Source organism: Klebsiella grimontii, assembly GCF_042137965.1.
Classification (GTDB): domain Bacteria; phylum Pseudomonadota; class Gammaproteobacteria; order Enterobacterales; family Enterobacteriaceae; genus Klebsiella; species Klebsiella grimontii.
In genome coordinates this window covers 5,434,743-5,461,041 of sequence record NZ_CP169721.1, presented here as the reverse complement: position 1 = coordinate 5,461,041, position 26,299 = coordinate 5,434,743, and the positions used below count along the sequence as shown (strand labels likewise).

At 57.4% G+C, this 26,299-nt stretch carries 25 protein-coding genes and 1 pseudogene; 18 read left to right on the top strand and 8 right to left on the bottom strand.

All coding sequences use genetic code 11. The annotated features are described in order from the left end of the window. Positions 1-55: 55 nt before the first annotated feature. Both recQ and rhtC read left to right on the top strand, forming a co-directional pair. Positions 56-1,882 (top strand): ATP-dependent DNA helicase RecQ, encoded by a 1,827-nt coding sequence (gene recQ, locus ACE3MN_RS25580; RefSeq protein ID WP_004133244.1) that lies wholly within the window; start codon positions 56-58, stop codon positions 1,880-1,882. A 61-nt stretch (positions 1,883-1,943) separates the two neighbouring features. Then, positions 1,944-2,567 carry a threonine export protein RhtC gene (gene rhtC / locus ACE3MN_RS25575; RefSeq protein ID WP_004133243.1) on the top strand — a complete coding sequence of 208 codons (624 nt, stop codon included), beginning with the start codon at positions 1,944-1,946 and terminating at the stop codon, positions 2,565-2,567. A 42-nt stretch (positions 2,568-2,609) separates the two neighbouring features. Here the strand turns inward: rhtC and ACE3MN_RS25570 are convergent. Then, a pseudogene (locus ACE3MN_RS25570) lies at positions 2,610-2,762 on the bottom strand (ISNCY family transposase); the annotation flags it as partial. A gap of 51 nt (positions 2,763-2,813) precedes the next feature. After that, complete coding sequence (rhtB, locus tag ACE3MN_RS25565) at positions 2,814-3,434, bottom strand: homoserine/homoserine lactone efflux protein (RefSeq protein WP_024360621.1); 621 nt, start codon at positions 3,432-3,434, stop codon at positions 2,814-2,816. Positions 3,435-3,543: 109 nt separating this feature from the next. On the opposite strand from rhtB, the gene pldB reads away from it, so the two are divergent. The 3 genes from pldB to ACE3MN_RS25550 all read left to right on the top strand — a co-directional run bounded on the left by pldB (position 3,544) and on the right by ACE3MN_RS25550 (position 6,368). Further along, positions 3,544-4,536 (top strand): lysophospholipase L2, encoded by a 993-nt coding sequence (gene pldB / locus ACE3MN_RS25560; RefSeq protein WP_024360620.1) that lies wholly within the window; start codon positions 3,544-3,546, stop codon positions 4,534-4,536. A 43-nt stretch (positions 4,537-4,579) separates the two neighbouring features. Next, on the top strand, positions 4,580-5,380 hold the full coding sequence (yigL, locus tag ACE3MN_RS25555) for a sugar/pyridoxal phosphate phosphatase YigL (RefSeq protein WP_004133236.1): 801 nt from the start codon (positions 4,580-4,582) through the stop codon (positions 5,378-5,380). Between the two features lie 88 nt (positions 5,381-5,468). Next, entirely contained in the window at positions 5,469-6,368 is a 900-nt protein-coding gene (locus ACE3MN_RS25550; protein ID WP_375364217.1) for a carboxylate/amino acid/amine transporter, read from the top strand. Here the strand turns inward: ACE3MN_RS25550 and metR are convergent. Beyond that, positions 6,256-7,209 carry an HTH-type transcriptional regulator MetR gene (metR, locus tag ACE3MN_RS25545; RefSeq protein ID WP_024360618.1) on the bottom strand — a complete coding sequence of 318 codons (954 nt, stop codon included), beginning with the start codon at positions 7,207-7,209 and terminating at the stop codon, positions 6,256-6,258. The two genes, ACE3MN_RS25550 and metR, sit on opposite strands and share 113 nt — an antisense overlap. A gap of 232 nt (positions 7,210-7,441) precedes the next feature. Between metR and metE the strand changes: the two genes are divergently transcribed. Both metE and ACE3MN_RS25535 read left to right on the top strand, forming a co-directional pair. Further along, positions 7,442-9,703, top strand: coding sequence for a 5-methyltetrahydropteroyltriglutamate--homocysteine S-methyltransferase (gene metE, locus ACE3MN_RS25540; protein ID WP_102650367.1), 2,262 nt, complete (start codon positions 7,442-7,444; stop codon positions 9,701-9,703). Between the two features lie 165 nt (positions 9,704-9,868). Beyond that, positions 9,869-10,558, top strand: coding sequence for a transporter substrate-binding domain-containing protein (locus ACE3MN_RS25535; protein ID WP_024360616.1), 690 nt, complete (start codon positions 9,869-9,871; stop codon positions 10,556-10,558). Positions 10,559-10,561: 3 nt separating this feature from the next. Here ACE3MN_RS25535 and ACE3MN_RS25530 read toward each other — a convergent pair whose 3' ends face one another. Beyond that, positions 10,562-11,374, bottom strand: coding sequence for a dienelactone hydrolase family protein (locus tag ACE3MN_RS25530; protein ID WP_024360615.1), 813 nt, complete (start codon positions 11,372-11,374; stop codon positions 10,562-10,564). Positions 11,375-11,641: 267 nt separating this feature from the next. Between ACE3MN_RS25530 and udp the strand changes: the two genes are divergently transcribed. From udp to tatD, 9 genes are all read left to right on the top strand, one after another. After that, positions 11,642-12,403 (top strand): uridine phosphorylase, encoded by a 762-nt coding sequence (udp, locus tag ACE3MN_RS25525; RefSeq protein ID WP_004097583.1) that lies wholly within the window; start codon positions 11,642-11,644, stop codon positions 12,401-12,403. A gap of 138 nt (positions 12,404-12,541) precedes the next feature. Further along, on the top strand, positions 12,542-13,990 hold the full coding sequence (gene rmuC / locus ACE3MN_RS25520) for a DNA recombination protein RmuC (protein WP_102650368.1): 1,449 nt from the start codon (positions 12,542-12,544) through the stop codon (positions 13,988-13,990). A gap of 70 nt (positions 13,991-14,060) precedes the next feature. After that, positions 14,061-14,816, top strand: a complete 756-nt coding sequence (gene ubiE / locus ACE3MN_RS25515; protein WP_004127530.1) for a bifunctional demethylmenaquinone methyltransferase/2-methoxy-6-polyprenyl-1,4-benzoquinol methylase UbiE — start codon at positions 14,061-14,063, stop codon at positions 14,814-14,816. A 13-nt stretch (positions 14,817-14,829) separates the two neighbouring features. Continuing rightward, positions 14,830-15,435, top strand: coding sequence for an SCP2 domain-containing protein (locus ACE3MN_RS25510; RefSeq protein WP_102650369.1), 606 nt, complete (start codon positions 14,830-14,832; stop codon positions 15,433-15,435). Further along, positions 15,432-17,072, top strand: coding sequence for a ubiquinone biosynthesis regulatory protein kinase UbiB (gene ubiB, locus ACE3MN_RS25505; RefSeq protein WP_049088909.1), 1,641 nt, complete (start codon positions 15,432-15,434; stop codon positions 17,070-17,072). Before ACE3MN_RS25510 ends, ubiB begins: the two co-directional genes overlap by 4 nt. 76 nt (positions 17,073-17,148) lie before the next feature. Continuing rightward, complete coding sequence (gene tatA, locus ACE3MN_RS25500; RefSeq protein WP_004127537.1) at positions 17,149-17,400, top strand: Sec-independent protein translocase subunit TatA; 252 nt, start codon at positions 17,149-17,151, stop codon at positions 17,398-17,400. A 3-nt stretch (positions 17,401-17,403) separates the two neighbouring features. Continuing rightward, positions 17,404-17,943: a Sec-independent protein translocase protein TatB gene (tatB, locus tag ACE3MN_RS25495; RefSeq protein ID WP_024360611.1), complete on the top strand. Its 540-nt coding sequence runs from the start codon at positions 17,404-17,406 to the stop codon at positions 17,941-17,943. A gap of 2 nt (positions 17,944-17,945) precedes the next feature. Continuing rightward, positions 17,946-18,719, top strand: a complete 774-nt coding sequence (gene tatC / locus ACE3MN_RS25490) for a Sec-independent protein translocase subunit TatC (RefSeq protein WP_004097593.1) — start codon at positions 17,946-17,948, stop codon at positions 18,717-18,719. Positions 18,720-18,749: 30 nt separating this feature from the next. Beyond that, positions 18,750-19,544, top strand: coding sequence for a 3'-5' ssDNA/RNA exonuclease TatD (tatD, locus tag ACE3MN_RS25485; protein WP_162685362.1), 795 nt, complete (start codon positions 18,750-18,752; stop codon positions 19,542-19,544). Positions 19,545-19,550: 6 nt separating this feature from the next. Here the strand turns inward: tatD and rfaH are convergent, their stop codons facing one another. Next, positions 19,551-20,039 (bottom strand): transcription/translation regulatory transformer protein RfaH, encoded by a 489-nt coding sequence (gene rfaH, locus ACE3MN_RS25480; protein ID WP_004097595.1) that lies wholly within the window; start codon positions 20,037-20,039, stop codon positions 19,551-19,553. 177 nt (positions 20,040-20,216) lie between these two features. Between rfaH and ubiD the strand changes: the two genes are divergently transcribed. Together ubiD and fre are read left to right on the top strand one after the other, a co-directional pair. Continuing rightward, positions 20,217-21,686, top strand: coding sequence for a 4-hydroxy-3-polyprenylbenzoate decarboxylase (gene ubiD, locus ACE3MN_RS25475; protein ID WP_024360609.1), 1,470 nt, complete (start codon positions 20,217-20,219; stop codon positions 21,684-21,686). Positions 21,687-21,740: 54 nt separating this feature from the next. After that, positions 21,741-22,442 (top strand): NAD(P)H-flavin reductase, encoded by a 702-nt coding sequence (gene fre / locus ACE3MN_RS25470; RefSeq protein WP_004870462.1) that lies wholly within the window; start codon positions 21,741-21,743, stop codon positions 22,440-22,442. 44 nt (positions 22,443-22,486) lie between these two features. Here fre and ACE3MN_RS25465 read toward each other — a convergent pair whose 3' ends face one another. From ACE3MN_RS25465 to fadB, 3 genes are all read right to left on the bottom strand, one after another. Continuing rightward, positions 22,487-22,798, bottom strand: coding sequence for a hypothetical protein (locus tag ACE3MN_RS25465; protein WP_004870464.1), 312 nt, complete (start codon positions 22,796-22,798; stop codon positions 22,487-22,489). A 127-nt stretch (positions 22,799-22,925) separates the two neighbouring features. Next, complete coding sequence (gene fadA, locus ACE3MN_RS25460; RefSeq protein WP_102650370.1) at positions 22,926-24,089, bottom strand: acetyl-CoA C-acyltransferase FadA; 1,164 nt, start codon at positions 24,087-24,089, stop codon at positions 22,926-22,928. Positions 24,090-24,098: 9 nt separating this feature from the next. Further along, on the bottom strand, positions 24,099-26,288 hold the full coding sequence (gene fadB / locus ACE3MN_RS25455; RefSeq protein ID WP_049131289.1) for a fatty acid oxidation complex subunit alpha FadB: 2,190 nt from the start codon (positions 26,286-26,288) through the stop codon (positions 24,099-24,101). Positions 26,289-26,299 lie beyond the last annotated feature (11 nt).

Here is a 26,299-nt window from a genome sequence, read left to right as displayed (position 1 = left end):
GGCTCTCAGGCGCTGAAAATAGCGCCTGTTTTCTTTTCAGGCATATGGGGTCAACGTGGCGCAGGCGGAAGTATTGAATCAGGAATCGCTGGCTAAGCAGGTTTTACAAGAGACCTTCGGCTACCAGCAGTTTCGCCCGGGCCAGGATACCATTATCGATACGGCGTTGGCCGGGCGCGACTGCCTGGTGGTGATGCCGACCGGCGGCGGCAAGTCGCTGTGTTATCAGGTGCCGGCGCTGGTGCTGGGCGGTCTGACCGTTGTGGTATCGCCGCTTATTTCCTTGATGAAGGACCAGGTCGATCAGCTGCTGGCTAACGGCGTGGCGGCGGCGTGCCTGAACTCAACGCAGAGCCGGGAGCAGCAGCAGGAGGTGATGGCCGGCTGCCGCAGCGGGCAGATCCGCCTGCTGTATATCGCCCCGGAGCGCCTGATGCTGGATAACTTCCTCGAGCATCTTACGCACTGGAATCTGTCGATGGTGGCGGTAGACGAGGCGCACTGTATTTCCCAGTGGGGCCACGACTTCCGTCCGGAATACGCCGCGTTAGGGCAGTTGCGCCAGCGGATACCGCACATCCCGTTTATGGCGCTGACCGCCACCGCCGATGACACCACGCGTCGCGACATTGTCCGCCTGCTGGACCTGAACGATCCGCTCATCCAGGTCAGCAGCTTCGACCGTCCCAACATCCGCTATATGCTGATGGAGAAGTTTAAGCCGCTGGATCAGCTGATGCGCTACGTGCAGGACCAGCGCGGCAAGTCGGGCATCATCTACTGCAATAGCCGCTCGAAAGTTGAAGATACCGCCGCGCGCCTGCAAAGCCGCGGTATCAGCGCGGCGGCCTACCACGCCGGGCTGGAAAATCATATCCGCGCCGACGTGCAGGAGAAATTCCAGCGCGACGATCTGCAAATCGTGGTGGCGACGGTGGCCTTCGGTATGGGTATCAACAAACCGAACGTCCGCTTTGTGGTGCATTTCGATATCCCCCGCAATATTGAATCCTATTACCAGGAGACCGGGCGCGCCGGGCGCGATGGGCTGCCTGCCGAGGCGATGCTGTTTTACGATCCGGCGGATATGGCGTGGCTCAGACGCTGCCTTGAAGAGAAGCCCGCCGGGCCGCTGCAGGACATTGAACGCCATAAGCTCAACGCGATGGGGGCCTTTGCCGAAGCGCAAACCTGCCGCCGCTTAGTGCTGCTCAACTACTTTGGCGAGGGGCGCCAGGAGCCCTGCGGCAACTGTGATATCTGCCTTGACCCGCCAAAACAGTACGACGGTTTAATGGACGCGCGTAAGGCGCTGTCGACGATTTATCGCGTTAACCAGCGCTTTGGTATGGGCTACGTGGTGGAAGTGCTGCGCGGCGCCAATAACCAGCGTATTCGCGATATGGGGCACGATAAGCTGCCGGTCTACGGTATCGGGCGCGAACAGAGCCATGAGCATTGGGTCAGCGTTATCCGTCAGCTTATTCATTTGGGGCTGGTCACGCAGAATATTGCCCAGCACTCTGCGCTGCAGCTTACCGAGGCCGCGCGTCCGGTCCTGCGCGGCGACGTGACGCTGCAGCTTGCCGTACCGCGTATTGTGGCGCTGAAGCCGAAAGCGATGCAGAAATCCTTCGGCGGCAATTACGATCGTAAGCTGTTCGCCAAGCTGCGCAAACTGCGTAAAGCGATTGCCGATGAAGAGAATATCCCGCCCTATGTGGTGTTTAACGATGCGACGCTGATTGAAATGGCTGAGCAAACGCCGCTGACGGCAGGAGAGATGCTCAGCGTCAACGGCGTCGGTACGCGTAAGCTTGAGCGCTTTGGTAAAGAGTTTATGGCCCTGATCCGGGCGCACGTGGATGGCGATGATGAGTAGTCAGCCGGACGAAAAAGTGCAAATATAGTTTTCGTCCTGACTATTTTCCTGCGAGTTAATCATGTTGACGCTTTTCTTCACCGTGGCGCTGGTGCATATCATTGCGCTGATGAGTCCTGGCCCGGACTTTTTCTTTGTCTCACAGACCGCCGTTAGCCGCTCTCGCAAAGAGGCGATGATGGGCGTGCTGGGGATCACCTGCGGGGTAATGGTGTGGGCGGGCGTAGCCCTGCTCGGCCTGAACCTGATTATTGCGAAGATGGCCTGGCTGCATACCATCATTATGGTCGGTGGCGGCCTGTATCTGTGCTGGATGGGCTTGCAGATGCTGCGCGGCGCGCTGAAAAAAGGCGAAGCGGCAGCGGCGGTAGAGCCTCAGGTTGAGCTGGCGCGCAGCGGCCGGAGCTTCCTGAAAGGGCTGCTGACCAATCTGGCGAACCCCAAAGCGATTATCTACTTCGGCTCCGTTTTCTCGCTGTTTGTCGGCGACAGCGTCAGTTCCGGCGCGCGCTGGGGGATTTTCCTGCTGATCGTGCTGGAGACGCTGGCCTGGTTTACGGTGGTTGCCAGCCTGTTCGCCCTCCCGGGCATGCGCCGCGGCTACCAGCGGATGGCGAAATGGATCGACGGCATTGCCGGTACGCTATTCGCCGGCTTCGGTATTCATCTGATTATTTCGCGCTAAGCGTTCTGCGGCCCGCCTAAGAGGTTATGGGTGGGCCGGGTATTAATGACGGAGCTGCTGCAAATCGTCGGACGTCAGACCGGTCATTTCCATCACCGCCGCCGCATCAATATCCCGTTCGAGCATGGCCTTCGCGACGCTAAGAAGCGCGGCGCGTTTGCCCTCTTTTATGCCCTTCTGCATACCTTCCTCAAGCTACTTTTCTGCCAGAGTCATCAATACAGTAATTTGCTGTTTATCTATACATCAGGCGTGGCGCGCGGAGGCCAGCAGGGCGCCGACCAGCATAAACAGCGAACCAAAGATCTTGTTTAGCGCTTTCATCTGCTTCGGCCCCTTAATCCACGCGGCAATACGCTGCGCCAGCGTGGCGTAGCCAATCATGACGATAATATCGACCACAATGGTGGTGACGCCGAGCACGAGGTACTGCATCACCTGGGGCTGGTGCGGCACGATAAATTGCGGGAATAGCGCGGCGAGGAAGACGATGCTTTTCGGGTTGGTCAGATTCACGAAAACCGCGCGCTTAAAGAGTTTGCCGCGGGTCTGCGCTTGCGCAAGGGTATTCAGATCGAGAGAGCCCGCGGCCCGCCACTGCTGAATGCCGAGCCAGATAAGATAAGCGGCGCCCGCCCATTTAAGGATTTCAAAGGCCAGCAGCGAACGGGAAAACAGCGTACCCAGGCCGATGCCCACCAGCACAATATGGATGCCCAGTCCGGTCTGTAGACCGGCAATAGAGGCCGCCGCGCCGCGATAGCCGTGGTTGATTGAGGTGGTCATGGTGTTTATCGCCCCGGAACCCGGTGACAGGCTGAGAATAATCGATGTCAGCAGATAGGCAAACCACCACTCGAACGTCATGAGAAACTCCCTGATTGTCTGTTTTTATGCCACAATACGCTATTGTGTAAGCATTGTGTGATACACGATAAAAAAACGATTTTCAGCGGTTATCAGGGGTGTAAGCCCGATGTTTTTGCAGCAAAAGGACTGGGAAACACGAGAAAACGCGTTTGCGGCCTTTACCATGGGGCCACTGACCGATTTCTGGCGTCAGCGGGAAGAGGCTGAATTTACGGGCGTGGATAACGTTCCGGTGCGCTTTGTTCGCTTCTGCGCCAAAAGTCATGATCGGGTCGTGGTTATCTGCCCGGGTCGCATTGAAAGCTACGTTAAGTACGCCGAACTGGCTTACGATCTTTTCCGCAGCGGTTTTGACGTGATGATTATCGATCATCGCGGCCAGGGGCGCTCCGGACGCATGCTTTCTGACACCCACCGCGGGCACGTCGTTAATTTCAGCGATTACGTCGACGATCTCGCCGCGTTCTGGCAGCAGCAGGTAGCGCCCGGACGCTGGCGGAAGCGGTTTATACTGGCCCACTCCATGGGCGGCGCCATTGCGACGCTATTTTTGCAGCGCTACCACCAGCATTGCGATGCGATGGCGCTCTGCGCGCCGATGTTCGGCATTGTTATGCGCCTGCCTGACTGGATGGTGCGCCATATTCTCGATTGGGCTGAGGGCCATCAGCGCATTCGTGAAGAGTATGCCCTCGGTACCGGCCGCTGGCGCGCGCTGCCCTTTGCGGTCAACGTCCTGACGCACAGCCGCCAACGCTATCGCCGCAACCTGCGTTTTTACGCCGATGAGCCGCAGCTGCGTGTCGGCGGGCCGACGTTCCACTGGGTGCGCGAGGGGATCCTCGCCGGCGAAGAGGTGCTGGCCGGTGCGGAAAAAGACGTCACGCCCACGCTATTGCTCCAGGCGGAAGAAGAGCGGGTGGTCGATAACCGCATGCACGATCGCTACTGTGAACGTCGCGCCGCGGGCGGCCATCCCTGTGAAGGGAATAAGCCGTTTGTCATAGAAGGGGCATACCATGAGATCCTTTTTGAAAAGGACGCCATGCGCTCGGTCGCGCTAAACGCTATCGTCGATTTTTTTGGTCGACACACTTAATCCGGCGAAACGCTCGTCGCCCTGCTTAGAGGTTAAAATTTTTATGTACCAGGTTGTTGCGTCTGATTTAGATGGCACGCTGCTTTCTCCCGATCACTGCTTAACTCCCTACGCCAAAGAGACGCTGAAGCTGCTTACCGCACGCGGTATCAACTTCGTGTTCGCGACCGGCCGCCACTACATCGATGTTGGGCAAATTCGCGATAATCTCGGCATTAAATCCTATATGATCACCTCGAACGGCGCTCGCGTGCACGATAGCGAAGGGCAGCAGATCTTCGCCCACAACCTCGACCGCGATATCGCCGCCGACCTGTTTGAGATGATGCGTAACGATCCGGCGATTGTGACCAACGTCTATCGTGAAGATGAGTGGTATATGAACCGCCACCGTCCGGAAGAGATGCGCTTCTTCAAAGAGGCGGTGTTTAACTACAAGCTCTACGAGCCGGGCGAGCTGGACCCGGAAGGCATCAGCAAAGTCTTTTTCACCTGCGATAAGCATGAGCATCTGCTGCCGCTGGAGCAGGCGATCAATGCCCGCTGGGGCGATCGCGTGAACGTGAGCTTCTCTACCGTCACCTGCCTTGAAGTGATGGCGGGCGGCGTGTCGAAAGGGCATGCGCTGGAGGCGGTGGCGAAAATGCTTGGCTATAGCCTGAAAGAGTGTATCGCCTTCGGCGACGGTATGAACGATGCGGAGATGCTGTCAATGGCGGGCAAGGGCTGCATTATGGCCAACGCGCACCAGCGGCTGAAAGACCTGCACCCTGAGTTGGAAGTGATCGGCAGCAATGTCGATGATGCCGTTCCCCACTATCTGCGTAAACTCTATCTTGACTAAAAAAGATTGACGATTGTTTTATTAATGAGCAGTTGTCAACCTGTCACTTCGCTACAATGGGTGTTCTTTACTCTACGAGACATTCATTGTGGCGCTACTGATTATCACCACCATTCTGTGGGCCTTCTCTTTTAGCCTGTATGGCGAATACCTGGCAGGCCACGTCGATAGCTATTTTGCGGTGCTGACGCGCGTTGGCCTGGCGGCGCTGGTGTTTTTGCCCTTCCTGCGCACCCGCGGGCAGAGCCTGACCACTATCGGCCTGTATATGCTGGTAGGCGCGATGCAGCTCGGCATCATGTACATGCTGAGTTTCCAGGCCTATCTGTACCTGACGGTATCCGAGCTCCTGCTGTTTACCGTTCTGACGCCGCTCTACATCACGCTGATTTACGATTTAATGAGCCGCCGCCCTCTGCGCTGGGGCTACGCCTGCAGCGCGCTGCTGGCGGTTATCGGCGCGGGCATTATTCGTTATGACCAGGTGACCAACCATTTCTGGACCGGCCTGATCCTCGTTCAGCTCTCCAACATCAGCTTCGCGATTGGCATGGTGGGCTACAAGCGCCTGATGGAAACGCGTCCGATGCCGCAGCATAACGCCTTCGCCTGGTTCTACGTCGGGGCGTTTCTGGTGGCGGTTGTCGCCTGGTCTATGCTGGGGAATGCGCAGAAAATGCCGGAAACCTCGCTACAGTGGGGCATTCTGCTGTTTCTTGGCGTGGCGGCATCGGGGATTGGCTACTTTATGTGGAACTACGGCGCCACCCAGGTCGATGCCGGTACGCTCGGCATCATGAACAATATGCACGTGCCCGCCGGGCTGCTGGTGAACCTTGCCATCTGGCAAACTCAGCCCCGCTGGCCGAGCTTTATTATTGGCGCTCTGGTGATCCTGGCCTCGCTATGGGTCCATCGACGCTGGGTCGCTCCGCACTCCGCACAAACGGCAAATGGTCGCAAGCATGATTCCGCGCTGAGCGAATAAACGCTTCGGTGACCGGCTGACGCTGCTCGCCGTCGCGCACCGCGGCGTACAGTCGGCTCCACAGTCCTTCGCCCAGGGTTTTGGTGACCACCAGACCCTGGCGCTCAAAGCTCTCCACTACCCAGTGCGGCAGGGCGGCGATCCCCATCCGCGCCGCCACCATCTGAATTAGCAGCAGCGTATTGTCGACGCTCTTCAGCTGTGGACTGATCCCCGCCGGCTGCAGGAAGTGACGCCAGATATCCAGACGAGCGCGCTGTACCGGGTAAATCAGCAGCATTTCGGTCGCTAAATCCTCAGGCGCAATGCGCATCTTTGCCGCCAGCGGATGGTCTGGTGCCATCACCAGACGCACTTCGAAATCAAACATGGGCGAATAGTGCAGGCCGCTGCGCGGCAGGATATCCGAGGTCATCACCAGATCCAGCTCGCCCTGCTGCAGGCCCGGCTGCGGGTCGAAGATCACCCCGGACTGGAAATCCACTTCCACATGCGGCCAGCGGGCGCGGAAGCTCTCCAGCGCCGGGGTGAGCCACTGGATACAGCTATGGCATTCGATAGCGATGCGCAGCCGGGTTTGCTGCGGCTCGTTGCAATCCTGCAGGGCGCGGCTGATTTGCGGCAGCACCTGATTTGCCAGCTGCAGCAAGATCTCTCCCTGCGGCGTAAAGCGCAGCGGCTGGCTTTTGCGCACAAACAGACGGAAGCCGAGGCGCTGTTCCAGATCGCTGAACTGGTGGGACAAGGCGGATTGGGTCTGGTGCAGGGCCGCCGCAGCGCCTGCCAGAGAACCGCTATTCCGCAACGCCTGGAGCGTTTTCAGGTGTTTAATTTCGATCATGAAAGTCCTTCACTTCGGCATGAATAATTTGCGCTTGAGGAATATACAGTAACTGCCAATTATGGATGTGTAAACATCTGGATGGCTAAATCCTTTATCTTTCGAATTTATGGTGCGTTGGCCGCACTTCCTCACCCCAGTCACTTACTTCAGTAAGCTCCTGGGGATGAGCAAGCTTGCCGCCTTCCCTAAATCCGAAATCTTTCGGATTGAAATTATGAGGCTCAAAAAAATGACAATTATTAATCACACCCTCGGTTTCCCTCGCGTTGGCCTGCGTCGCGAGCTGAAAAAAGCGCAAGAGAGCTACTGGGCGGGCAATACCGGCCGCGAAGAACTGCTGGCTGTTGGCCGCGAACTGCGCGCTCGCCACTGGGATCAACAGAAGCAAGCCGGCGTTGACCTGCTGCCGGTGGGCGATTTCGCCTGGTACGACCATGTTCTGACCACCAGCCTGCTACTGGGCAACGTGCCGGCTCGTCATCAGAACAAAGACGGCTCCGTCGATATCGATACCCTGTTCCGCATTGGCCGCGGCCGCGCGCCGACCGGCGAACCGGCAGCGGCGGCGGAAATGACCAAATGGTTTAATACCAACTACCACTACATGGTGCCGGAATTCGTCAAGGGCCAGCGGTTCAAACTGACCTGGACCCAGCTGCTGGATGAAGTGGATGAAGCGCTGGCGCTGGGCCACAAGGCGAAACCCGTCCTGCTCGGGCCGGTCACTTACCTGTGGCTCGGTAAGGTTAAAGGCGAGCCGTTCGACCGCCTGAGCCTGCTGAACGATATTCTGCCGGTTTACCGGCAAGTGCTGGCTGAACTGGCAAAACGCGGTATTGAATGGGTGCAGATTGATGAGCCGGCGCTGGTGCTGGAGCTGCCGCAGGCGTGGCTGGACGCCTTCAAACCGGCTTACGAGGCGCTTAACGGCGAGGTTAAGCTGCTGCTGACCACCTACTTTGAAGGCATTACCGATAACCTCGACACCATCGCCGCGCTGCCGGTACAGGGTCTGCACGTGGACCTGGTGCACGGCCGGGATGATGTCGCCGAACTGCATAAACGCCTGCCTGCCGACTGGCTGCTCTCCGCCGGATTGATCAACGGCCGCAACGTCTGGCGCGCCGATCTGAGCGAGAAATACGCGCAGGTTAAAGCTATCGTCGGTAAACGCGAGCTGTGGGTCGCCTCTTCCTGCTCCCTGCTACACAGCCCGATCGATTTGAGCGTGGAAACGCGGCTCGATGCGGAGGTGAAGAGCTGGTTTGCCTTCGCCCTGCAAAAATGTGAGGAGCTGGCGCTGCTGCGCGATGCGCTGAACAGCGGCGATACCGCGGCGATTGCTGAATGGAGCGCGCCGATTCAGGCCCGTCGCCACTCAACCCGCGTGCATAACGCGGCGGTGGAGAAGCGTCTGGCGGCCATCACCGCTCAGGACAGCCAGCGCCAAAGCGCCTATCAAGTCCGCGCCGCAGCGCAGCGCGCCCGCTTTAAGCTGCCGGCCTGGCCGACCACCACCATCGGTTCTTTCCCGCAGACCACCGAGATCCGCGGCCTGCGTCTGGACTTTAAAAAGGGCAATCTGGATGCGAACAACTACCGTACCGGCATCGCCGAACACATCAGGCAGGCGATTATGGAGCAGGAGCGCCTGGGCCTGGACGTGCTGGTACATGGTGAAGCCGAGCGTAACGACATGGTGGAATACTTCGGCGAACACCTGGATGGGTTTATTTTCACGCAGAACGGCTGGGTACAGAGCTATGGTTCCCGCTGCGTCAAACCGCCGGTGGTGATCGGCGACGTCAGCCGTCCGGAGGCGATCACCGTTGAGTGGGCTAAATACGCTCAGTCGCTGACCGACAAACCGGTAAAAGGCATGCTGACCGGCCCGGTGACCATTCTTTGCTGGTCCTTCCCGCGGGAGGACGTCACCCGTGAAACGATTGCGAAGCAGATTGCTCTGGCGCTGCGCGACGAAGTGGCGGACCTGGAAGCCGCCGGTATCGGTATCATCCAGATCGACGAACCGGCGCTGCGCGAAGGCCTGCCGCTGAAGCGTAGCGACTGGGATGCGTATCTGGCGTGGGGCGTGGAAGCTTTCCGTATCAACGCGGCGGTGGCGCAAGACGACACGCAGATCCACACCCATATGTGTTATTGCGAGTTCAACGACATCATGGACTCTATTGCCGCGCTGGATGCTGACGTCATTACCATCGAAACCTCGCGCTCCGATATGGAGCTACTGGAGTCGTTCGAAGAGTTCGACTATCCGAATGAAATCGGGCCGGGCGTGTACGACATTCACTCCCCGAACGTGCCGAGCGTGGAGTGGATCGAAGCGCTGCTGAAGAAAGCCGCGCAGCGTATCCCCGCCGAGCGCCTGTGGGTGAACCCGGACTGCGGCCTGAAAACCCGCGGCTGGCCGGAAACCCTAAGCGCGCTGACCAACATGGTCAAGGCCGCGCAGAACCTGCGCCAGGCCTAATGGAGAGCGACCCGACTCGTGGCGGGTCGGGGTAAGCAGAAGAGCATTAAGAACGTCCAACCAACAAGCCGCGATCCTATGTATTGAGTTTGCCCAGGAAGGATCTCTTTGGCTAAAGTTAAGCGTTTCCTGAACCGGGCGAATGTCGCTCTTCGGAGGTAAATGATGACTGAATATAACGATCAAAAGGGATATTTGCGTTTTGCCATTAACCTGGGCAACCCGGTTCTCGCGACACTTCTGCCGGATGGCTCTCCGGGAGGGATAACCGTTGAGCTGGCGAACAAGCTGGCGGCAGAGAGCCAGCGCGAAGCGCGGTTTGTGACCTGGCCGACGGCCGGGCAGGTAGTGGATGCGGCGCTGCAGGATCAATGGGATATCGCTTTTCTGGCTATCGACCCGGCGCGGGAAGATAAGCTTCGCTTCACGCCGCCCTACGTCACCATCGAAAGCTCGGCGATGGTTAAAAAAGAGAGTGAAATACGGTCGGTTCAGGAGATGGACCGCGAAGGTGTGGTGATAAACGTGGGCAAAGGTGCGGCCTACGAGCTGTATCTGATTCGCACGCTAAAACACGCGACGATGCGCCAGTACGCCACTTCTCAGGAGGCTATTCAGGCATTCATCCACGGCGAAGGCGATATGGCGGCCGGTATTCGCCAGCCTCTGGAGCAAGCCGCGCAGGAAAACCCGGCGTTACGCGTTCTGCCCGACAGCTTTAGCCAGATACGCCAGGCGATATGCGTCCCGCGCAATGCGCCGCAGCACTATGAATTTATTTGCCGCTGCCTTTCTTCATGGATAGCGGACGGTACTATTGCCGGGATGGTGAAGCGCCATATCGGCAATAGCTGAACTTTAACCGCGCTGACCGCCATGCTGGGCAAACCACGCCAGCATCCGCTGCCAGCCGTCCTTCGCCGACTCTTCATGATAGCTGGCGCGATAGTCGGCGTTAAAAGCGTGATCGGCCTGCGGGTAAACCACGATCTCCGCCGTGGCGTTGGCCGCCCGCAGCGCCTGGCGCATGGTTTCCACCGTATCCTGCGGAATGCTGTCATCTTTCGCGCCATACAGCCCTAAAACCGGCGCGTTGAGATCGACGGCAATATCCACCGGATGCTTCGGCGAATTCAACGTTTTCTCGCCGACCAGTTTGCCGTACCAGGCGACGGCGGCTTTTAGCTGCGGGTTATGCGCAGCGTACAGCCAGGTAATGCGCCCGCCCCAGCAGAAGCCGGTAATCAGCAGGCGATGGGCATCGCCGCCGTGGCGGGAGGCCCAGCTGGCCACGTGATCGAGGTCGGCCAGCACTTGAGAGTCCGGCACTTTTTTAACCAGCCCCTGGAACAGAGAAGGGATGTCGCTGTAATCATTAGGGTCGCCCTGGCGGAAGTACAGCTCTGGAGCGATAGCCAGATACCCCTCTTTCGCCAGACGGCGGCAAATATCGCGAATATGTTCATGCACGCCGAAAATTTCCTGAACCACGATGACGACCGGCAGCGGGCCGTCGACGTTCCCCGGGCGGGCGTGGAATGCCGGCATGTTATCCCCCTGCGAAGGGATTGATGTCTCTCCGGAGACGATGTTCTCATCTGATGTGTGAACGGCAGTGGCGGCGTGCGGCGTGGCTGCAGGTGCAAAGCCGGTTTGCTTAATTGTCGTCATGGTATTCTCCGTACCCTTAATTTGTTAGCGCAGCAATAACTATAGCTGCTCTTGACAGGACGTTAACCAAACACAGTGCCCGAAACAGGCTATCTTTTGTTCAGGCTTCCGCGATTTAGCTTGTTAATGTGATGTATATCACCCTTTTATGGAAAGTTATTGCAATGAATTTCATTCGTGGTGATTGTTGTCACAAAATTGAGCCGACAGCTTCTGTAAAGTACCGTTTTGCTTCTGCTGATAATTCGACCCACAGAGGAGTTTTTTATGTCCAAGTCTGATGTTTTTCATCTCGGCCTCACCAAAAACGATTTACAAGGGGCTACGCTGGCTATCGTCCCTGGCGATCCGGAGCGTGTGGAAAAGATCGCCGCGCTGATGGATAAGCCGGTTAAGCTGGCATCTCACCGTGAATTCACCACCTGGCGCGCGGAGCTGGACGGTAAAGCAGTGATTGTTTGTTCTACCGGTATCGGCGGCCCATCGACCTCTATCGCCGTGGAAGAACTGGCCCAGCTCGGCATCCGTACCTTCCTGCGTATTGGCACCACCGGCGCCATCCAGCCGCACATCAACGTAGGCGATGTTCTGGTGACTACCGCTTCTGTCCGCCTGGACGGTGCAAGTCTGCACTTTGCGCCCATGGAGTTCCCGGCGGTGGCTGATTTTGAATGTACTACCGCGCTGGTTGAAGCGGCGAAATCTATCGGCGCAACCACCCATATCGGCGTGACCGCCTCCTCCGACACCTTCTATCCGGGTCAGGAACGTTACGACACCTTCTCCGGCCGCGTTGTGAGCCGCTTTAAAGGCTCGATGGAAGAGTGGCAGGCGATGGGCGTGATGAACTATGAAATGGAATCCGCCACGCTGCTGACGATGTGCGCCAGCCAGGGCCTGCGCGCCGGGATGGTTGCCGGAGTTATCGTCAACCGTACCCAGCAGGAAATTCCGAACGCGGAAACCATGAAGCAAACCGAAAGCCACGCGGTGAAAATTGTCGTGGAAGCGGCGCGTCGCCTGCTGTAGTTCTTCTCCTTTCCGTAAAGGGCCGGACTCTCCGGCTCTTCTTTTTTGCGTAGCGCCTCGCAGGAAAACCCTTTCCAACTGGACGTTTGTACAGCACAATTCTATTTTGTGCCGTAAGTGGTTGCCGCAGGGGGCGTTGTGGATATTTCGATTATTATGAGTGCCGTTGTGGCGCTGGCCGTGGGCCTGATTGTTGGCTGGCTGGCGACGAAAGCGCACGCCGATCAAATTCGCGCCGATCTTATCGAAGAGCGGCGCGAGCTGGATATTGAACTGAGCGCGGCCCGCCAGCAGCTGGTGCAGGAGTCCCACTGGCGAGAAGAGTGCGAACTGCTCAATAACGAGCTGCGCAGCCTGCGCGATATCAACGCCTCGCTGGAAGCCGATCTCCGTGAAGTGACAACCCGTCTTGAATCCACTCAGCTGCATGCCGAAGATAAAATCCGCCAGATGGTCAACAGCGAGCAGCGGCTTAGCGAGCAGTTTGAGAACCTGGCGAATCGCATCTTTGAGCACAGCAACCGACGGGTGGATGAGCAGAATCGCCAGAGCCTGCACGGCCTGCTGACGCCACTTCGCGAGCAGCTGGATGGTTTTCGCCGTCAGGTGCAGGATAGCTTTGGCCAGGAAGCGCGGGAGCGCCACACCCTGGCCCATGAAATCCGTAATCTCCAGCAGCTTAATGCGCAAATGGCCCAGGAGGCGCTAAACCTGACTCGCGCGCTTAAGGGCGATAACAAAACCCAGGGCAACTGGGGCGAGGTGGTGTTGACCCGCGTGCTGGAAGCGTCCGGGCTGCGGGAGGGCCATGAATATCAGACCCAGGTGAGCATCGAAACGGACAACCGCTCGCGGATGCAGCCTGATGTGATTGTCCGTTTGCCGCAGGGGAAAGACGTGGTTATCGATGCCAAGATGACCCTGGTGGCCTACGAACGCTATTTCAATGCCGAAGATGATTATACCCGTGAAGCGGCGCTGCAGGAGCATATCGCTTCCGTACGCAACCATATGCGCCTGCTGGGGCGTAAAGACTACCAGCAGCTGCCGGGGCTGCGCTCGCTCGACTACGTTCTGATGTTTATCCCGCTGGAGCCGGCCTTCCTGCTGGCGATCGATCGCCAGCCGGAACTCATTAGCGAAGCGCTGAAAAACAACATTATGCTGGTGAGCCCGACCACGCTGCTGGTGGCGCTGCGGACTATCGCCAATCTCTGGCGCTATGAGCATCAGAGCCGTAACGCGCAGAAAATTGCCGAAAGAGCGGGGCGGCTGTACGACAAAATGCGCCTGTTTGTTGACGATATGTCCGCTATCGGCCAGAGCCTGGATAAAGCCCAGGATAACTACCGCCAGGCGATGAAAAAGCTCGCTTCCGGGCGAGGCAACCTGCTGGTGCAGGCGGAATCATTTCGCGAGCTGGGCGTGGAGGTTAAACGTGGGATTAATCCTGACTTAGTCGAACAGGCAACCGCACAGGATGAGGAATACTTCCTTACAGATGACGGTAACGTTCAGGAAGATAACGATTTTTCTTCCGATACGGCCGCTGCCGCCGCGTATGATAACCGCCCTCAGCCGCGTTGAAGCGTATGGGAAGTGCGCTAAACCTGTTACACTCAACGAACATTTTCTTGATAAGCAAGCAGGCATTGAGATGGTTGAGGATTCACAAGAAACGACGCATTTTGGCTTTCAGACTGTCGCCAAAGAGCAGAAAGCTGACATGGTGGCGCATGTATTTCATTCTGTGGCCGCAAAATATGACGTAATGAACGACCTGATGTCGTTCGGCATTCATCGTTTGTGGAAGCGTTTCACCATCGACTGCAGCGGCGTCCGCCGCGGGCAAACCGTATTGGATCTGGCGGGTGGCACCGGCGATCTGACGGCGAAATTCTCTCGTCTGGTGGGCGAAACCGGCCGCGTGATGCTGGCGGATATCAACGACTCAATGCTGAAAATGGGCCGTGAGAAGCTGCGCAACATCGGCATCGTCGGCAACGTGGAATACGTCCAGGCAAACGCTGAAGCGCTGCCTTTTGCGGACAACACCTTTGATTGCATTACGATTTCTTTCGGTCTGCGTAACGTGACCGACAAAGAAAAAGCGCTGCGCTCCATGTATCGCGTATTAAAGCCAGGCGGTCGTCTGCTGGTGCTGGAATTCTCGAAACCGATTATTGAGCCGCTCAGCAAAGCCTACGACGCCTATTCTTTCCATATTCTGCCGCGCGTGGGTGAGCTGGTTGCTAAAGATGCCGAAAGCTATCGTTATCTTGCTGAATCTATTCGAATGCACCCCGATCAGGAGACGCTGAAAGGTATGATGCAGGACGCAGGGTTTGAAAGCGTCGACTACTACAACCTGACGGCAGGCATCGTTGCGCTACACCGCGGTTATAAGTTCTGACAGGAGGGACGCTATGCCTTTCAAACCACTGGTTACCGCCGGTCTTGAGACGGTCCTCAACGCTTTCCTCTGGCGCGATCGGGCGCTGAAACCCGCCCGCCAGCGTCTGCTGGGGAAAGTGCTGCGCGTCGAGCTGCAAGAGCTTTCCGATCCCGTGGTGCTGGTTTTTAGCGAACGCCAGCTGGATGTGCTGGGCGCGTGGGAAGGCGAGGCCGACTGCACCGTGCGTACCCGCCTGAGCGTGCTTCCGCAGCTACGCAATCGCCAGCAGCTTACCGCGCTGATTCGTAGCGGCGATCTCGAAGTAGAGGGCGATCTGCAGGTGGTGCAAAATACCGTCACGCTGTGCGATCTGGCGGAGTTCGATCCGGCTGAACTGCTCGCCCCGTATACCGGTGATGTTGTTGCGGAAGGCTTCGGTAAAGTATTCCGCGGCGGCGCTCGCTTTCTTGTGCATGGCGCTCAGCGCCAGCAGCGCTATGTTGCGGAAGCGATTACCGAAGAGTGGCGCCTGGCGCCGGGTCCGCTGGAGCTGGCCTGGTTTGCAGAGGAAACCGCTGCGGTGGAACGAACCCTGGTCGCGCTGGAAAAACGGCTGGAAACGCTGGAGGGCAAATGACGCCAGGAGAAATACGGCGCCTGTATTTTATCGTCCACACCTTTTTGAGCTACGGGCTGGATGAGCTCATTCCCAAAATGCGTATCACGCTGCCGCTGCGAATCTGGCGGCGGATGCTGTTCTGGATGCCCAATCGCCATAAAGACCGCCCTCTCGGCGAGCGACTGCGCCTCGCATTACAGGAGCTGGGGCCGGTGTGGATCAAATTTGGCCAGATGCTCTCGACCCGTCGCGACCTCTTTCCACCCCATATTGCCGATCAGCTGGCCATGCTGCAGGACCGCGTCGCGCCTTTTGACGGTCTGCAGGCCAAAAAGCAAATTGAGCAAGCCATGGGCGGCCTGCCGGTAGAGGCCTGGTTTGATGACTTCTCGATTGAACCGCTCGCTTCCGCTTCTATTGCCCAGGTGCATACCGCACGTCTGAAAGAGAACGGCAAAGAGGTTGTCATTAAGGTGATTCGCCCGGATATCGTACCGGTTATCAAAGCGGATATGAAGCTCATCTACCGTCTTGCCCGCTGGGTGCCGCGTCTGCTGCCGGACGGCCGCCGTCTTCGCCCGCAGGAAGTGGTTCGCGAATACGAAAAAACGCTGCTGGATGAGCTCAACCTGCTGCGTGAATCAGCTAACGCTATCCAGCTTCGCCGCAACTTCGAAAAGAGCCCGATGCTCTATGTCCCGGAAGTTTACTCGGACTACTGCAGCGAAGGCATGATGGTGATGGAGCGGATTTACGGGATCCCGGTGTCCGACGTCGCCGCGCTGGAAGCGCAGGGGACTAACATGAAGCTGCTGGCTGAGCGTGGCGTACAGGTCTTCTTTACCCAGGTTTTCCGCGACAGCTTCTTCCATGCCGACATGCATCCGGGCAATATTTTTGTCAGCCGTAACCACCCGGAAGATCCGCAGTACATTGGCATTGACTGCGGTATCGTCGGCTCGCTGAACAAAGAAGATAAGCGCTATCTGGCGGAAAACTTCATTGCCTTCTTCAACCGCGATTACCGCAAAGTTGCGGAGCTGCACGTTGATTCCGGCTGGGTTCCCGCGGATACCAACGTTGAAGAGTTCGAGTTTGCTATTCGTACCGTCTGCGAGCCTATTTTTGAAAAGCCGCTGGCGGAAATCTCGTTTGGCCACGTGTTGCTGAACCTGTTTAACACGGCGCGACGTTTCAATATGGAAGTGCAGCCGCAGCTGGTTCTGCTGCAGAAGACATTACTTTACGTAGAAGGTGTAGGTCGCCAGCTCTATCCTCAGTTAGACTTGTGGAAAACGGCGAAACCGTTCCTTGAGTCGTGGATAAAAGAACAGGTGGGCATTCCGGCTCTGGTGCGGGCGTTTAAAGAAAAAGCGCCGTTCTGGATCGAAAGAATGCCGGAAATACCTGAGCTGGTGTATCAGAGCCTGCAGCAAAGCAAGCAGTTGCAGAATAGCGTCGATACCATCGTGCGCGACATCCAGGTGCGACACGTGCGCCAGGGTCAGTCCCGCTATCTGTTTGGTATAGGCGCGGTTTTATTACTGAGTGGTACGCTGTTATTCATCCACCGTCCCGAGTGGGGCATGATGCCGGGCTGGCTGATGGCCGCTGGCGTCGTAACCTGGCTTATCGGCTGGCGAAAGACGAACTGACGGCGGTCGCCTTTATCACCGCGCATAATGTGTATAATGCGTCCTAATAATCATCATCTGTCATAGGGGAATGTGTATGGGTGGTATCAGTATTTGGCAGTTACTCATTGTTGTCGTCATCGTGGTTCTGCTTTTTGGGACAAAAAAGCTGAGCTCGCTCGGTTCAGATTTAGGAGCGTCGATCAAAGGCTTTAAAAAGGCCATGAGCGACGAAGATAAACCGGAAAAATCCGCACCCGATGCCGATTTTGCGGCGAAAACCCTTGCTGATAAGCCGGATGATGTAAAGAAAGACGAGACTAAACGCCACGACAAAGAGCAGGTGTAATTCGTGTTCGATATCGGTTTTAGTGAGCTGCTGCTGGTATTCGTGATTGGCCTCATCGTTTTGGGGCCGCAGCGACTACCGGTAGCGGTAAAGACGGTGGTTAGCTGGATCCGCACGCTGCGGTCGCTTGCGGCTACCGTACAAAATGAAATAACGCAGGAATTAAAACTGCAGGAGTTTCAGGAAAGCCTTAAAAAGGTGGAAAAGGCCAGCCTGGACAACCTGACGCCCGAGCTAAAAGCTTCAATGGATGAGCTGCGTGAAGCGGCTGAATCTATGAAGCGATCCTACTCCGCCCACGATCCTGAAAAAGCCAGCGATGAAGCCAACACCATTCACAACCCGGTCGTTAAAGGGAGTGAAGAGCAGCGCAAGGACGTGACGCCGGCGACGGCTGAACACCAGGCCAGCGCGCCGGAGCATGCGCCTGACCCCGTGGCTGAAGAGCTTTCCGCTTCGCAGAGTGAAATCCCGGCAGTGAAAGTAAAAACTGCCGTGTCGGCTTCCGATTCTTCCTCCCCTGTATCGAGTGATAAACAGTAAAAATGGGCGTAGACGATACTCAACCGCTAATTACGCATCTGATCGAGCTGCGCAAGCGCTTGATCAACAGCATTCTTGCGATTCTGGTCATTTTCCTGGCGTTAGTCTATTTCGCCAACGATATCTATCAGCTGGTTTCCGCGCCGCTTATTCGGCAGATGCCGGTTGGCGCGACCATGATCGCGACGGATGTGGCCTCGCCTTTCTTCACGCCGATCAAGCTGACCTTTATGGTATCGATAATTTTGTCGGTACCGGTCATTCTGTATCAGGTCTGGGCCTTTGTGGCGCCAGCGCTGTATAAGCATGAGCGTCGGCTGGTTATGCCGCTGCTGGTCTCCAGTACGCTGCTGTTCTATATCGGTATGGCTTTCGCCTACTTCGTCGTTTTTCCGCTGGCGTTTGGCTTTCTGACCCACGCGGCGCCGGAAGGCGTACAGGTCTCTACCGATATTCGTAGCTATCTCGACTTTGTGATGGCGCTGTTTATCGCGTTTGGCGTCTCGTTCGAGGTTCCGGTGGCCATCGTGCTGCTGTGCTGGATGGGCGTCACCACGCCGGACGACCTGCGTAAGAAACGCCCCTATGTCCTGGTTGGCGCATTCGTTGTGGGGATGCTGCTGACTCCGCCGGACGTGTTCTCGCAAACTCTGCTGGCGATTCCGATGTACTGTCTGTTTGAGGTCGGTGTCTTCTTCGCGCGGTTCTATACCGGTAAACGCCTGACGCGTGACGAGGATGCCGCCGCCGAAGAGGCGCAGGGTAAAGAAGAATAACGCTCAACCGCCCGCCAGGGCGGTTGCCATATGGGAGCGATGATGTTTGATATCGGCGTAAATCTGACCAGTTCGCAGTTTTCCCGCGATCGCGATGAGGTGGTGTCCCGGGCCCGGGCGGCGGGCGTGACCGGGATGCTGTTGACGGGAACCAACCTGCATGAAAGCGCGCAGGCGCAGCAGATGGCGCGCCGCTATTCGGGATGCTGGTCAACGGCCGGCGTTCATCCCCACGACAGTCGCTGCTGGACGGAATCGGTAGCGGCAGCGGTCTATGCGCTGGCTCGCGAGCCGGAAGTCGTCGCGGTTGGCGAATGCGGCCTCGATTTCAACCGCAACTTTTCGACGCCTCAGGAGCAAGAAGCGGCGTTTAGCGCCCAGCTGGCGCTGGCAGCGGAGCTGTCGATGCCGGTATTCCTGCACTGTCGCGATGCGCATGAGCGCTTTCTGGCCCTGCTGGTTCCCTGGCTTGATAAGCTCCCGGGGGCCGTGGTGCATTGCTTTACGGGTAGCCGTGAAGAGATGCGCGAATGCGTTGAGCACGGTTTATTTATTGGTATCACCGGCTGGGTATGTGATGAGCGTCGGGGGCTGGAGCTGCGAGCCTTGCTGGCGGATATTCCGGCAGATCGCCTGCTGGTTGAGACCGATGCGCCGTATCTGCTGCCGCGCGATATGCGGCCAAAACCCGCTTCCCGCCGCAATGAGCCCGCCTACCTGCCGCATATTCTGACCAGCATCGCGGGATGGCGCGGGGAAGAGGCGCAGTGGCTGGAAGAGATTACCGATGCTAACGTCAGAAGACTCTTTGGCGTGCGCTTTTAGGCGCCGTCAGATTTTATAAAAATCAGTATTTTTCACGCTCTGTAGCACCTGCTTGTTAAGCAAATTCAGCAGCAGCATAGAACGGGCTTCACCGTCCGGTTCGGTAAAAATAGCCTGCAGACCCTCAAAGGCGCCATCGGTAATCAGCACGCTATCGCCTTCATGCGGCGTTTCCGGATCGGTGATCCCTTCCGGTTTGTAGATGGAAAGCTGATGAATGACGGCAGACGGCACGATAGCGGGCAGCGCGCCGAAACGCACAAAGCTGTTCACACCGCGCGTTGCGCTGATGGTGGTGGTATGAATCACTTCCGGATCGAACTCGATAAACAGATAATTTGGGAACAGGGGCTCGCTGACCGTCGTGCGTTTACCGCGGACGATTTTTTCCAGCTCGATCGTTGGCATCAGGCAATTCACGGCCTGCCGCTCAAGGTGTTCCTGGGCGCGTTCAAGCTGCCCACGTTTGCAATAAAGTAAGTACCAGGCTTGCATAATGACTCTTTCCAATGCTACTAGCAGCAAGCATAACAAAAGCCCGGTACGATCGCGAAATCATTGCGGGTGAAAACTAAATTTCAGCGTTCTTTCACGCTAATTTAACAAAAATACAGCATAGCTCCGGCGAACGCCGTATAATCAGCCGCCTGTATAGAGGTCAATAACAACTCCATGAAATACCACGATCTACGCGAATTTCTGACATTACTGGAGCAGCAGGGGGAATTGAAACGGATCTCCCTGCCGGTCGATCCTCACCTGGAAATCACCGAAATTGCCGACCGCACATTGCGCGCTGGCGGTCCGGCCCTGCTATTCGAAAATCCTAAAGGCTACGCCATGCCGGTGCTGTGTAATCTTTTCGGCACGCCGCGGCGAGTCGCACTGGGAATGGGGCAGGAGGATGTCAGTTCGCTGCGGGAAGTGGGTAAGCTTCTGGCATTCCTGAAAGAGCCGGAACCACCAAAAGGCTTCCGCGACCTGTTTGATAAGCTGCCGCAGTTCAAGCAGGTGCTGAATATGCCGACTAAGCGTCTGCGTGGAGCCCCGTGCCAGCAAAAAATCATCCACGGCGATGAGGTGGATCTGACCCGCATCCCGATCATGACCTGCTGGCCGGAAGATGCCGCGCCGCTGATCACCTGGGGGCTAACGGTGACCCGCGGTCCGCATAAAGAGCGGCAAAATTTGGGTATTTATCGCCAGCAGCTGATTGGCAAGAACAAGCTGATTATGCGCTGGCTATCGCATCGCGGCGGCGCGCTGGACTTCCAGGAGTGGTGCGCAGCGCATCCAGGCGAGCGTTTTCCTGTTTCCGTCGCGTTGGGCGCCGATCCGGCGACGATTCTCGGGGCGGTGACCCCGGTTCCGGATACCCTCTCCGAGTATGCGTTTGCCGGGCTGCTGCGCGGCACGAAAACCGAAGTCGTTAAGTGCATCTCTAACGATCTGGAAGTGCCCGCCAGCGCGGAGATTGTGCTGGAAGGATATATTGAGGCCGGAGAGATGGCGCCGGAAGGCCCGTATGGCGACCATACGGGCTACTACAATGAAGTGGATAACTTCCCGGTCTTTACCGTCACCCATATTACTCAGCGTGAAGACGCCATCTACCATTCGACCTACACCGGACGTCCGCCGGACGAACCCGCGGTACTGGGCGTTGCGCTGAACGAAGTGTTCGTCCCCATCCTGCAAAAGCAGTTTCCTGAAATCGTGGATTTCTATTTACCGCCTGAAGGCTGTTCCTATCGCCTGGCGGTGGTCACGATGAAGAAGCAGTACGCCGGTCACGCGAAACGCGTCATGATGGGCGTCTGGTCGTTCCTCCGTCAGTTCATGTATACCAAGTTTGTTATCGTCTGCGATGACGATGTCAATGCGCGCGACTGGAATGATGTGATTTGGGCGATTACTACCCGTATGGACCCGGCGCGTGATACGGTACTGGTAGAAAATACGCCAATTGATTATCTGGATTTTGCCTCACCGGTTTCCGGTTTGGGTTCAAAAATGGGGCTGGATGCCACAAACAAATGGCCTGGAGAGACCCAGCGCGAGTGGGGTCGTCCGATCAAAAAAGATCCTGAGGTGACGGCGCGCGTCGACGCCATCTGGGACGAACTGGCTATCTTCAAATAACAGTAAGCGGGGCTACGCCGCTGTTTTGCACAATAGACCCGACAGAGGGGACGCATGACAACCTTAAGCTGTAAAGTGACCTCGGTGGAGGCGATTACCGATACTGTGTATCGCGTTCGATTAGTGCCGGAAGCGGCGTTTGCCTTCCGGGCTGGTCAGTATCTGATGGTCGTGATGGACGAACGCGATAAGCGCCCATTCTCCATGGCTTCTACGCCGTCGGAACAGGAGTTTATCGAGCTGCATATCGGTGCATCTGAACTTAACCTGTATGCGATGGCGGTGATGGATCGTATTCTGAAAGAGCGTGAAATCGAGGTCGATATGCCGCATGGCGAAGCCTGGCTGCGCGATGATGAAGAACGCCCGCTGATTTTGATTGCCGGGGGGACGGGCTTCTCTTACGTGCGTTCGATTCTGCTCACCGCGCTGGCGCGCAATCCGAACCGCGATATCGCCATCTACTGGGGCGGACGCGAAGCGAAGCATCTCTACGATCTGGCCGAGCTGGAAGCGTTAAGCCTGCAGCATCCGGGCCTGCGCGTTGAACCCGTTGTTGAGCAGCCTGAAGCTGAGTGGCGTGGCCGTACCGGAACCGTGCTCACGGCGGTTCTGCAGGATTACGGTACGCTGGGCGAGCATGATATCTATATCGCCGGCCGTTTTGAGATGGCGAAAATTGCCCGTGACCTGTTCTGCAACGAGCGCGGCGCGCGTGAAGATCGCCTGTTTGGCGATGCCTTTGCGTTTATTTGATAGCCGCTCTGAAAGCATCCGGGCTTTTGGCCTGGGTGCTGTTTTTACCGGTCATCGCTGAAGTAAACGTACAGCGGCCGATCGTTTTCCAGCAAACAGAGCATTTTCCCTACCGGGTTCCCTTCTTTTTCCAGCGTAGCGGTGAGCTGCGTCGCGATATGCTGGCTGCCTATCTTCTCATCATAGCGTTCGGTATTAATGTCGGTGATGACCAGATGCTTTAGCCGATCGCTGCCAGGGTCCTGCGCCATTTTACTGATCCCCCTGGAAAGGCATGCCTGAGCGCTATCCTGTTCGCTGGCGAGCGCTGCGGCAGAGAACGTGGTTAGCAGAAAAATGATTGGGAGTGTTTTCATCACTCTTCATTATCCTTAATAATCATTAGGTACATGGCGATAATAACGGATCGGTAGAAATAAAAAACCCGCCCCTGACAGGCGGGAAGAACGGCAACTAAACTATTTCGGGGATTAAACTCTTCGATTAAACCCGCTCAAATACCGTCGCGATCCCCTGACCTAAACCAATACACATGGTGGCCAGGCCGAACTGCGCGTCTTTACGCTCCATCTGGTTGATCAACGTAGTGCTAATGCGCGCGCCGGAACAGCCGAGCGGATGGCCCAGGGCGATCGCGCCGCCGTTGAGGTTGATCTTCTCGTCTATCTGTTCCATCAGCCCCAGATCTTTAATGCACGGTAGGATCTGGGCGGCAAAAGCTTCGTTCATCTCGAACACATCGATATCGCTGGTGCTGAGCCCGGCCTTTTTCAGCGCCAGTTTTGACGCGGGAACCGGGCCATAGCCCATGATGGACGGATCGCAGCCGACGACAGCCATCGAGCGCACGCGAGCGCGAGGCTTCAGGCCCAGTTCGCGGGCGCGGCTTTCGCTCATTAACAACATCGCTGCGGCGCCATCGGAGAGGGCGGAAGAGGTTCCCGCCGTCACGGTGCCGGTGACCGGATCGAACGCGGGTCTCAGCGCGGCCAGCGCTTCTACCGTCGTCTCCGGGCGAATGACTTCATCGTAGCTGTAAGACTTCAGCACGCCGTCGGCGTCGTGACCGCCGGTCGAGATGATCTCCGTCTTGAATGCGCCGGACTGCGTCGCGGCCCAGGCGCGAGCGTGGGAGCGGGCGGCGAACTGGTCCTGCATTTCCCGGCTGATGCCGTGCAGACGCGCCAGCATTTCTGCCGTCAGACCCATCATTCCGGCGGCTTTGGCGACGTTACGGCTCAGTCCGGGATGGAAATCCACGCCGTGGCTCATCGGAACGTGGCCCATATGCTCTACGCCGCCAATCAGGCAGACGCTGGCATCGCCGGTCATGATCATACGCGCCGCGTCGTGAAGCGCCTGCATAGAAGAACCGCACAGCCGATTGACCGTGGTGGCGGGTACCGAATGCGGGATCTCCGCCAGCAACGCCGCGTTGCGGGCAATGTTGAAGCCCTGTTCCAGGGTCTGCTGGACGCAGCCCCAGTAAATATCGTCGATCGCGCTCGCCTCAAGAGACGGATTACGCGAAAGCAGGCTACGCATCAGGTGCGCGGAGAGATCTTCCGCACGCACGTGGCGAAAGGCGCCGCCCTTCGAACGGCCCATCGGGGTACGAACTGCATCGACAATGACAACCTGTTCCATTGTGACTCCTTAAGCCGTTTTCAGGTCGCCTGGCGCACGGGCAGGCTCAACCGGGGGATAGTACGGTTCGTTATGACGCGCTTTGCTGCGCAATCCTTCCGGCACGTCGTATAGCGGGCCGAGGTGCTGGTACTGCTGCGCCATATCGAGATATTTTGCGCTACCGAGCGTATCGAGCCAGCGGAACGCGCCGCCGTGGAACGGAGGGAAGCCCAGGCCATAAACCAGCGCCATATCGGCTTCCGCCGGGCTGGCAATAATGCCCTCTTCGAGACAGCGCACCACTTCGTTGACCATCGGGATCATCATCCGGGCGATAATCTCTTCATCGCTGAAATCGCGCTTCGGCTGGCTGACTTCCGCCAGCAGGCTATCGACGACAGTATCCTCTTCCTTCTTCGGCTTACCTTTGCTGTCTTCTTTGTAGCGCCAGAAGCCAAGGCCGTTTTTCTGGCCGAAACGCTTGGCGTCGAATAGCGCATCGATCGCATCGCGATACTCTTTCTGCATTCGCTGCGGGAAGCCCGCCGCCATGACCGCCTGCGCGTGATGCGCGGTATCAATGCCCACGACGTCCAGCAGATAGGCGGGCCCCATCGGCCAGCCAAACTGTTTTTCCATCACTTTGTCGACCTTGCGGAAGTCCGCGCCATCGCGCAGCAACTGGCTGAAACCGGCGAAGTAGGGGAACAGTACGCGGTTGACGAAGAAGCCGGGGCAGTCGTTGACCACAATCGGCGTTTTGCCCATTTTGCTGGCCCAGGCGACGACTTTGGCAATGGTCTTATCCGAGGTTTTATCGCCGCGGATCACTTCAACCAGCGGCATGCGATGCACCGGGTTAAAGAAGTGCATGCCGCAGAAGTTTTCCGGGCGCTGCAGGACGCTGGCCAGCTCGCTGATAGGGATGGTCGAGGTGTTGGAGGCCAGCACGGTATCCGGGCGCACCTTCTCTTCGGTTTCCGCCAGTACCGCTTTTTTCACTTTTGGGTTCTCAACGACGGCTTCGACCACGACGTCCACGCGCTCAAAGCCGGCGTAATCCAGGGTTGGCTGAATAGTGGAAATGACGCCGGCCATCTTGAGCCCATCGATTTTGCCGCGCTCAAGCTGTTTATTCAGCAGCTTCGCCGCTTCGGTCATGCCCAGCGTCAGCGATTTGTCGTTAATATCCTTCATGACCACCGGCACGCCTTTCCAGGCCGACTGGTATGCAATACCGCCGCCCATAATCCCCGCGCCCAGCACGGCCGCGTGTTTTGGCGTGTCGACATCTTTCGTCAGCTTCTTCGCTTTCGCTTTGACGTACTGATCGTTGAGGAAGATACCGACCAGCGCGCGCGCCTCGTTGGTATGCGCCAGCGGGACGAAACTTTTGTTTTCCAGGTTCAGCGCTTCTTCGCGGCCAAAGCGGGCGGCGGCTTCAATGGTTTTAACGGCGGTAAGCGGGGCCGGGTAGTGTTTCCCGGCGGTTTGCGCCACCATGCCTTTGGCAATGGTAAAACTCATTGCGGCTTCAATTTTACTCAGGTGAAGCGGCTCCAGCTTCGGCTGGCGCTTCGCTTTCCAGTCCAGGTCGCCGTTAATGGCCTGACGCAGAATGGCTACTGCGCCATCGATCAGTTTTTCATGTTTAACCACGCCGTCGACGAGGCCGATTTTTAAGGCCTGTTCGGCGCCGACGTCTTTACCTGCGGCAATGATTTCCAGCGCGCTGTCCGCGCCAAGCATGCGCGGCATCCGCACCGAGCCGCCAAAGCCCGGCATGATGCCCAGCTTCGTTTCCGGCAGACCAATGCGCAGGTCCGGCGTCGCCAGGCGATAATCGGTCGCCAGTACGCATTCGCAGCCGCCGCCCAGCGCATAGCCGTTGACGGCGGAGATGGTCGGAACCGGCAAATCTTCCAGGCGATTAAATACGCTATTAGCGAAATGTAGCCACTGGCTGAGCTGTTCTTCGGGAACCAGGAACAGAGAAAGAAATTCGGTGATATCCGCGCCGACGATAAAAGCGGCTTTTTCGGAGCGCAGCAGCAGCCCTTTAAGATCTTTTTGTTTTTCCAGTACGTCCAGCGCTTCACCGAGGCTGGCTACGGTTGCGGTATCGAGCTTGTTGACCGAGCCGGGGGCATCGAATACCAGTTCGGCAATGCCGTCTTCCCGCCAGTCGAGGTACAGGGTGTCGCCTTTGTAGAGCATGTCAGTCTCCT

Coding starts and splice junctions, on each gene's coding strand:
- rhtC (WP_004133243.1), top strand. CDS start 1,944: ATGTTGACGCTTTTCTTCACCGTGGCGCTGGTGCATATCATTGCGCTG.
- rhtB (WP_024360621.1), bottom strand. CDS start 3,434: ATGACGTTCGAGTGGTGGTTTGCCTATCTGCTGACATCGATTATTCTC.
- pldB (WP_024360620.1), top strand. CDS start 3,544: ATGTTTTTGCAGCAAAAGGACTGGGAAACACGAGAAAACGCGTTTGCG.
- yigL (WP_004133236.1), top strand. CDS start 4,580: ATGTACCAGGTTGTTGCGTCTGATTTAGATGGCACGCTGCTTTCTCCC.
- metR (WP_024360618.1), bottom strand. CDS start 7,209: ATGATCGAAATTAAACACCTGAAAACGCTCCAGGCGTTGCGGAATAGC.
- metE (WP_102650367.1), top strand. CDS start 7,442: ATGACAATTATTAATCACACCCTCGGTTTCCCTCGCGTTGGCCTGCGT.
- ACE3MN_RS25535 (WP_024360616.1), top strand. CDS start 9,869: ATGACTGAATATAACGATCAAAAGGGATATTTGCGTTTTGCCATTAAC.
- ACE3MN_RS25530 (WP_024360615.1), bottom strand. CDS start 11,374: ATGACGACAATTAAGCAAACCGGCTTTGCACCTGCAGCCACGCCGCAC.
- udp (WP_004097583.1), top strand. CDS start 11,642: ATGTCCAAGTCTGATGTTTTTCATCTCGGCCTCACCAAAAACGATTTA.
- ubiE (WP_004127530.1), top strand. CDS start 14,061: ATGGTTGAGGATTCACAAGAAACGACGCATTTTGGCTTTCAGACTGTC.
- ACE3MN_RS25510 (WP_102650369.1), top strand. CDS start 14,830: ATGCCTTTCAAACCACTGGTTACCGCCGGTCTTGAGACGGTCCTCAAC.
- ubiB (WP_049088909.1), top strand. CDS start 15,432: ATGACGCCAGGAGAAATACGGCGCCTGTATTTTATCGTCCACACCTTT.
- tatA (WP_004127537.1), top strand. CDS start 17,149: ATGGGTGGTATCAGTATTTGGCAGTTACTCATTGTTGTCGTCATCGTG.
- tatC (WP_004097593.1), top strand. CDS start 17,946: ATGGGCGTAGACGATACTCAACCGCTAATTACGCATCTGATCGAGCTG.
- tatD (WP_162685362.1), top strand. CDS start 18,750: ATGGGAGCGATGATGTTTGATATCGGCGTAAATCTGACCAGTTCGCAG.
- rfaH (WP_004097595.1), bottom strand. CDS start 20,039: ATGCAAGCCTGGTACTTACTTTATTGCAAACGTGGGCAGCTTGAACGC.
- ubiD (WP_024360609.1), top strand. CDS start 20,217: ATGAAATACCACGATCTACGCGAATTTCTGACATTACTGGAGCAGCAG.
- fre (WP_004870462.1), top strand. CDS start 21,741: ATGACAACCTTAAGCTGTAAAGTGACCTCGGTGGAGGCGATTACCGAT.
- ACE3MN_RS25465 (WP_004870464.1), bottom strand. CDS start 22,798: ATGAAAACACTCCCAATCATTTTTCTGCTAACCACGTTCTCTGCCGCA.
- fadA (WP_102650370.1), bottom strand. CDS start 24,089: ATGGAACAGGTTGTCATTGTCGATGCAGTTCGTACCCCGATGGGCCGT.
- fadB (WP_049131289.1), bottom strand. CDS start 26,288: ATGCTCTACAAAGGCGACACCCTGTACCTCGACTGGCGGGAAGACGGC.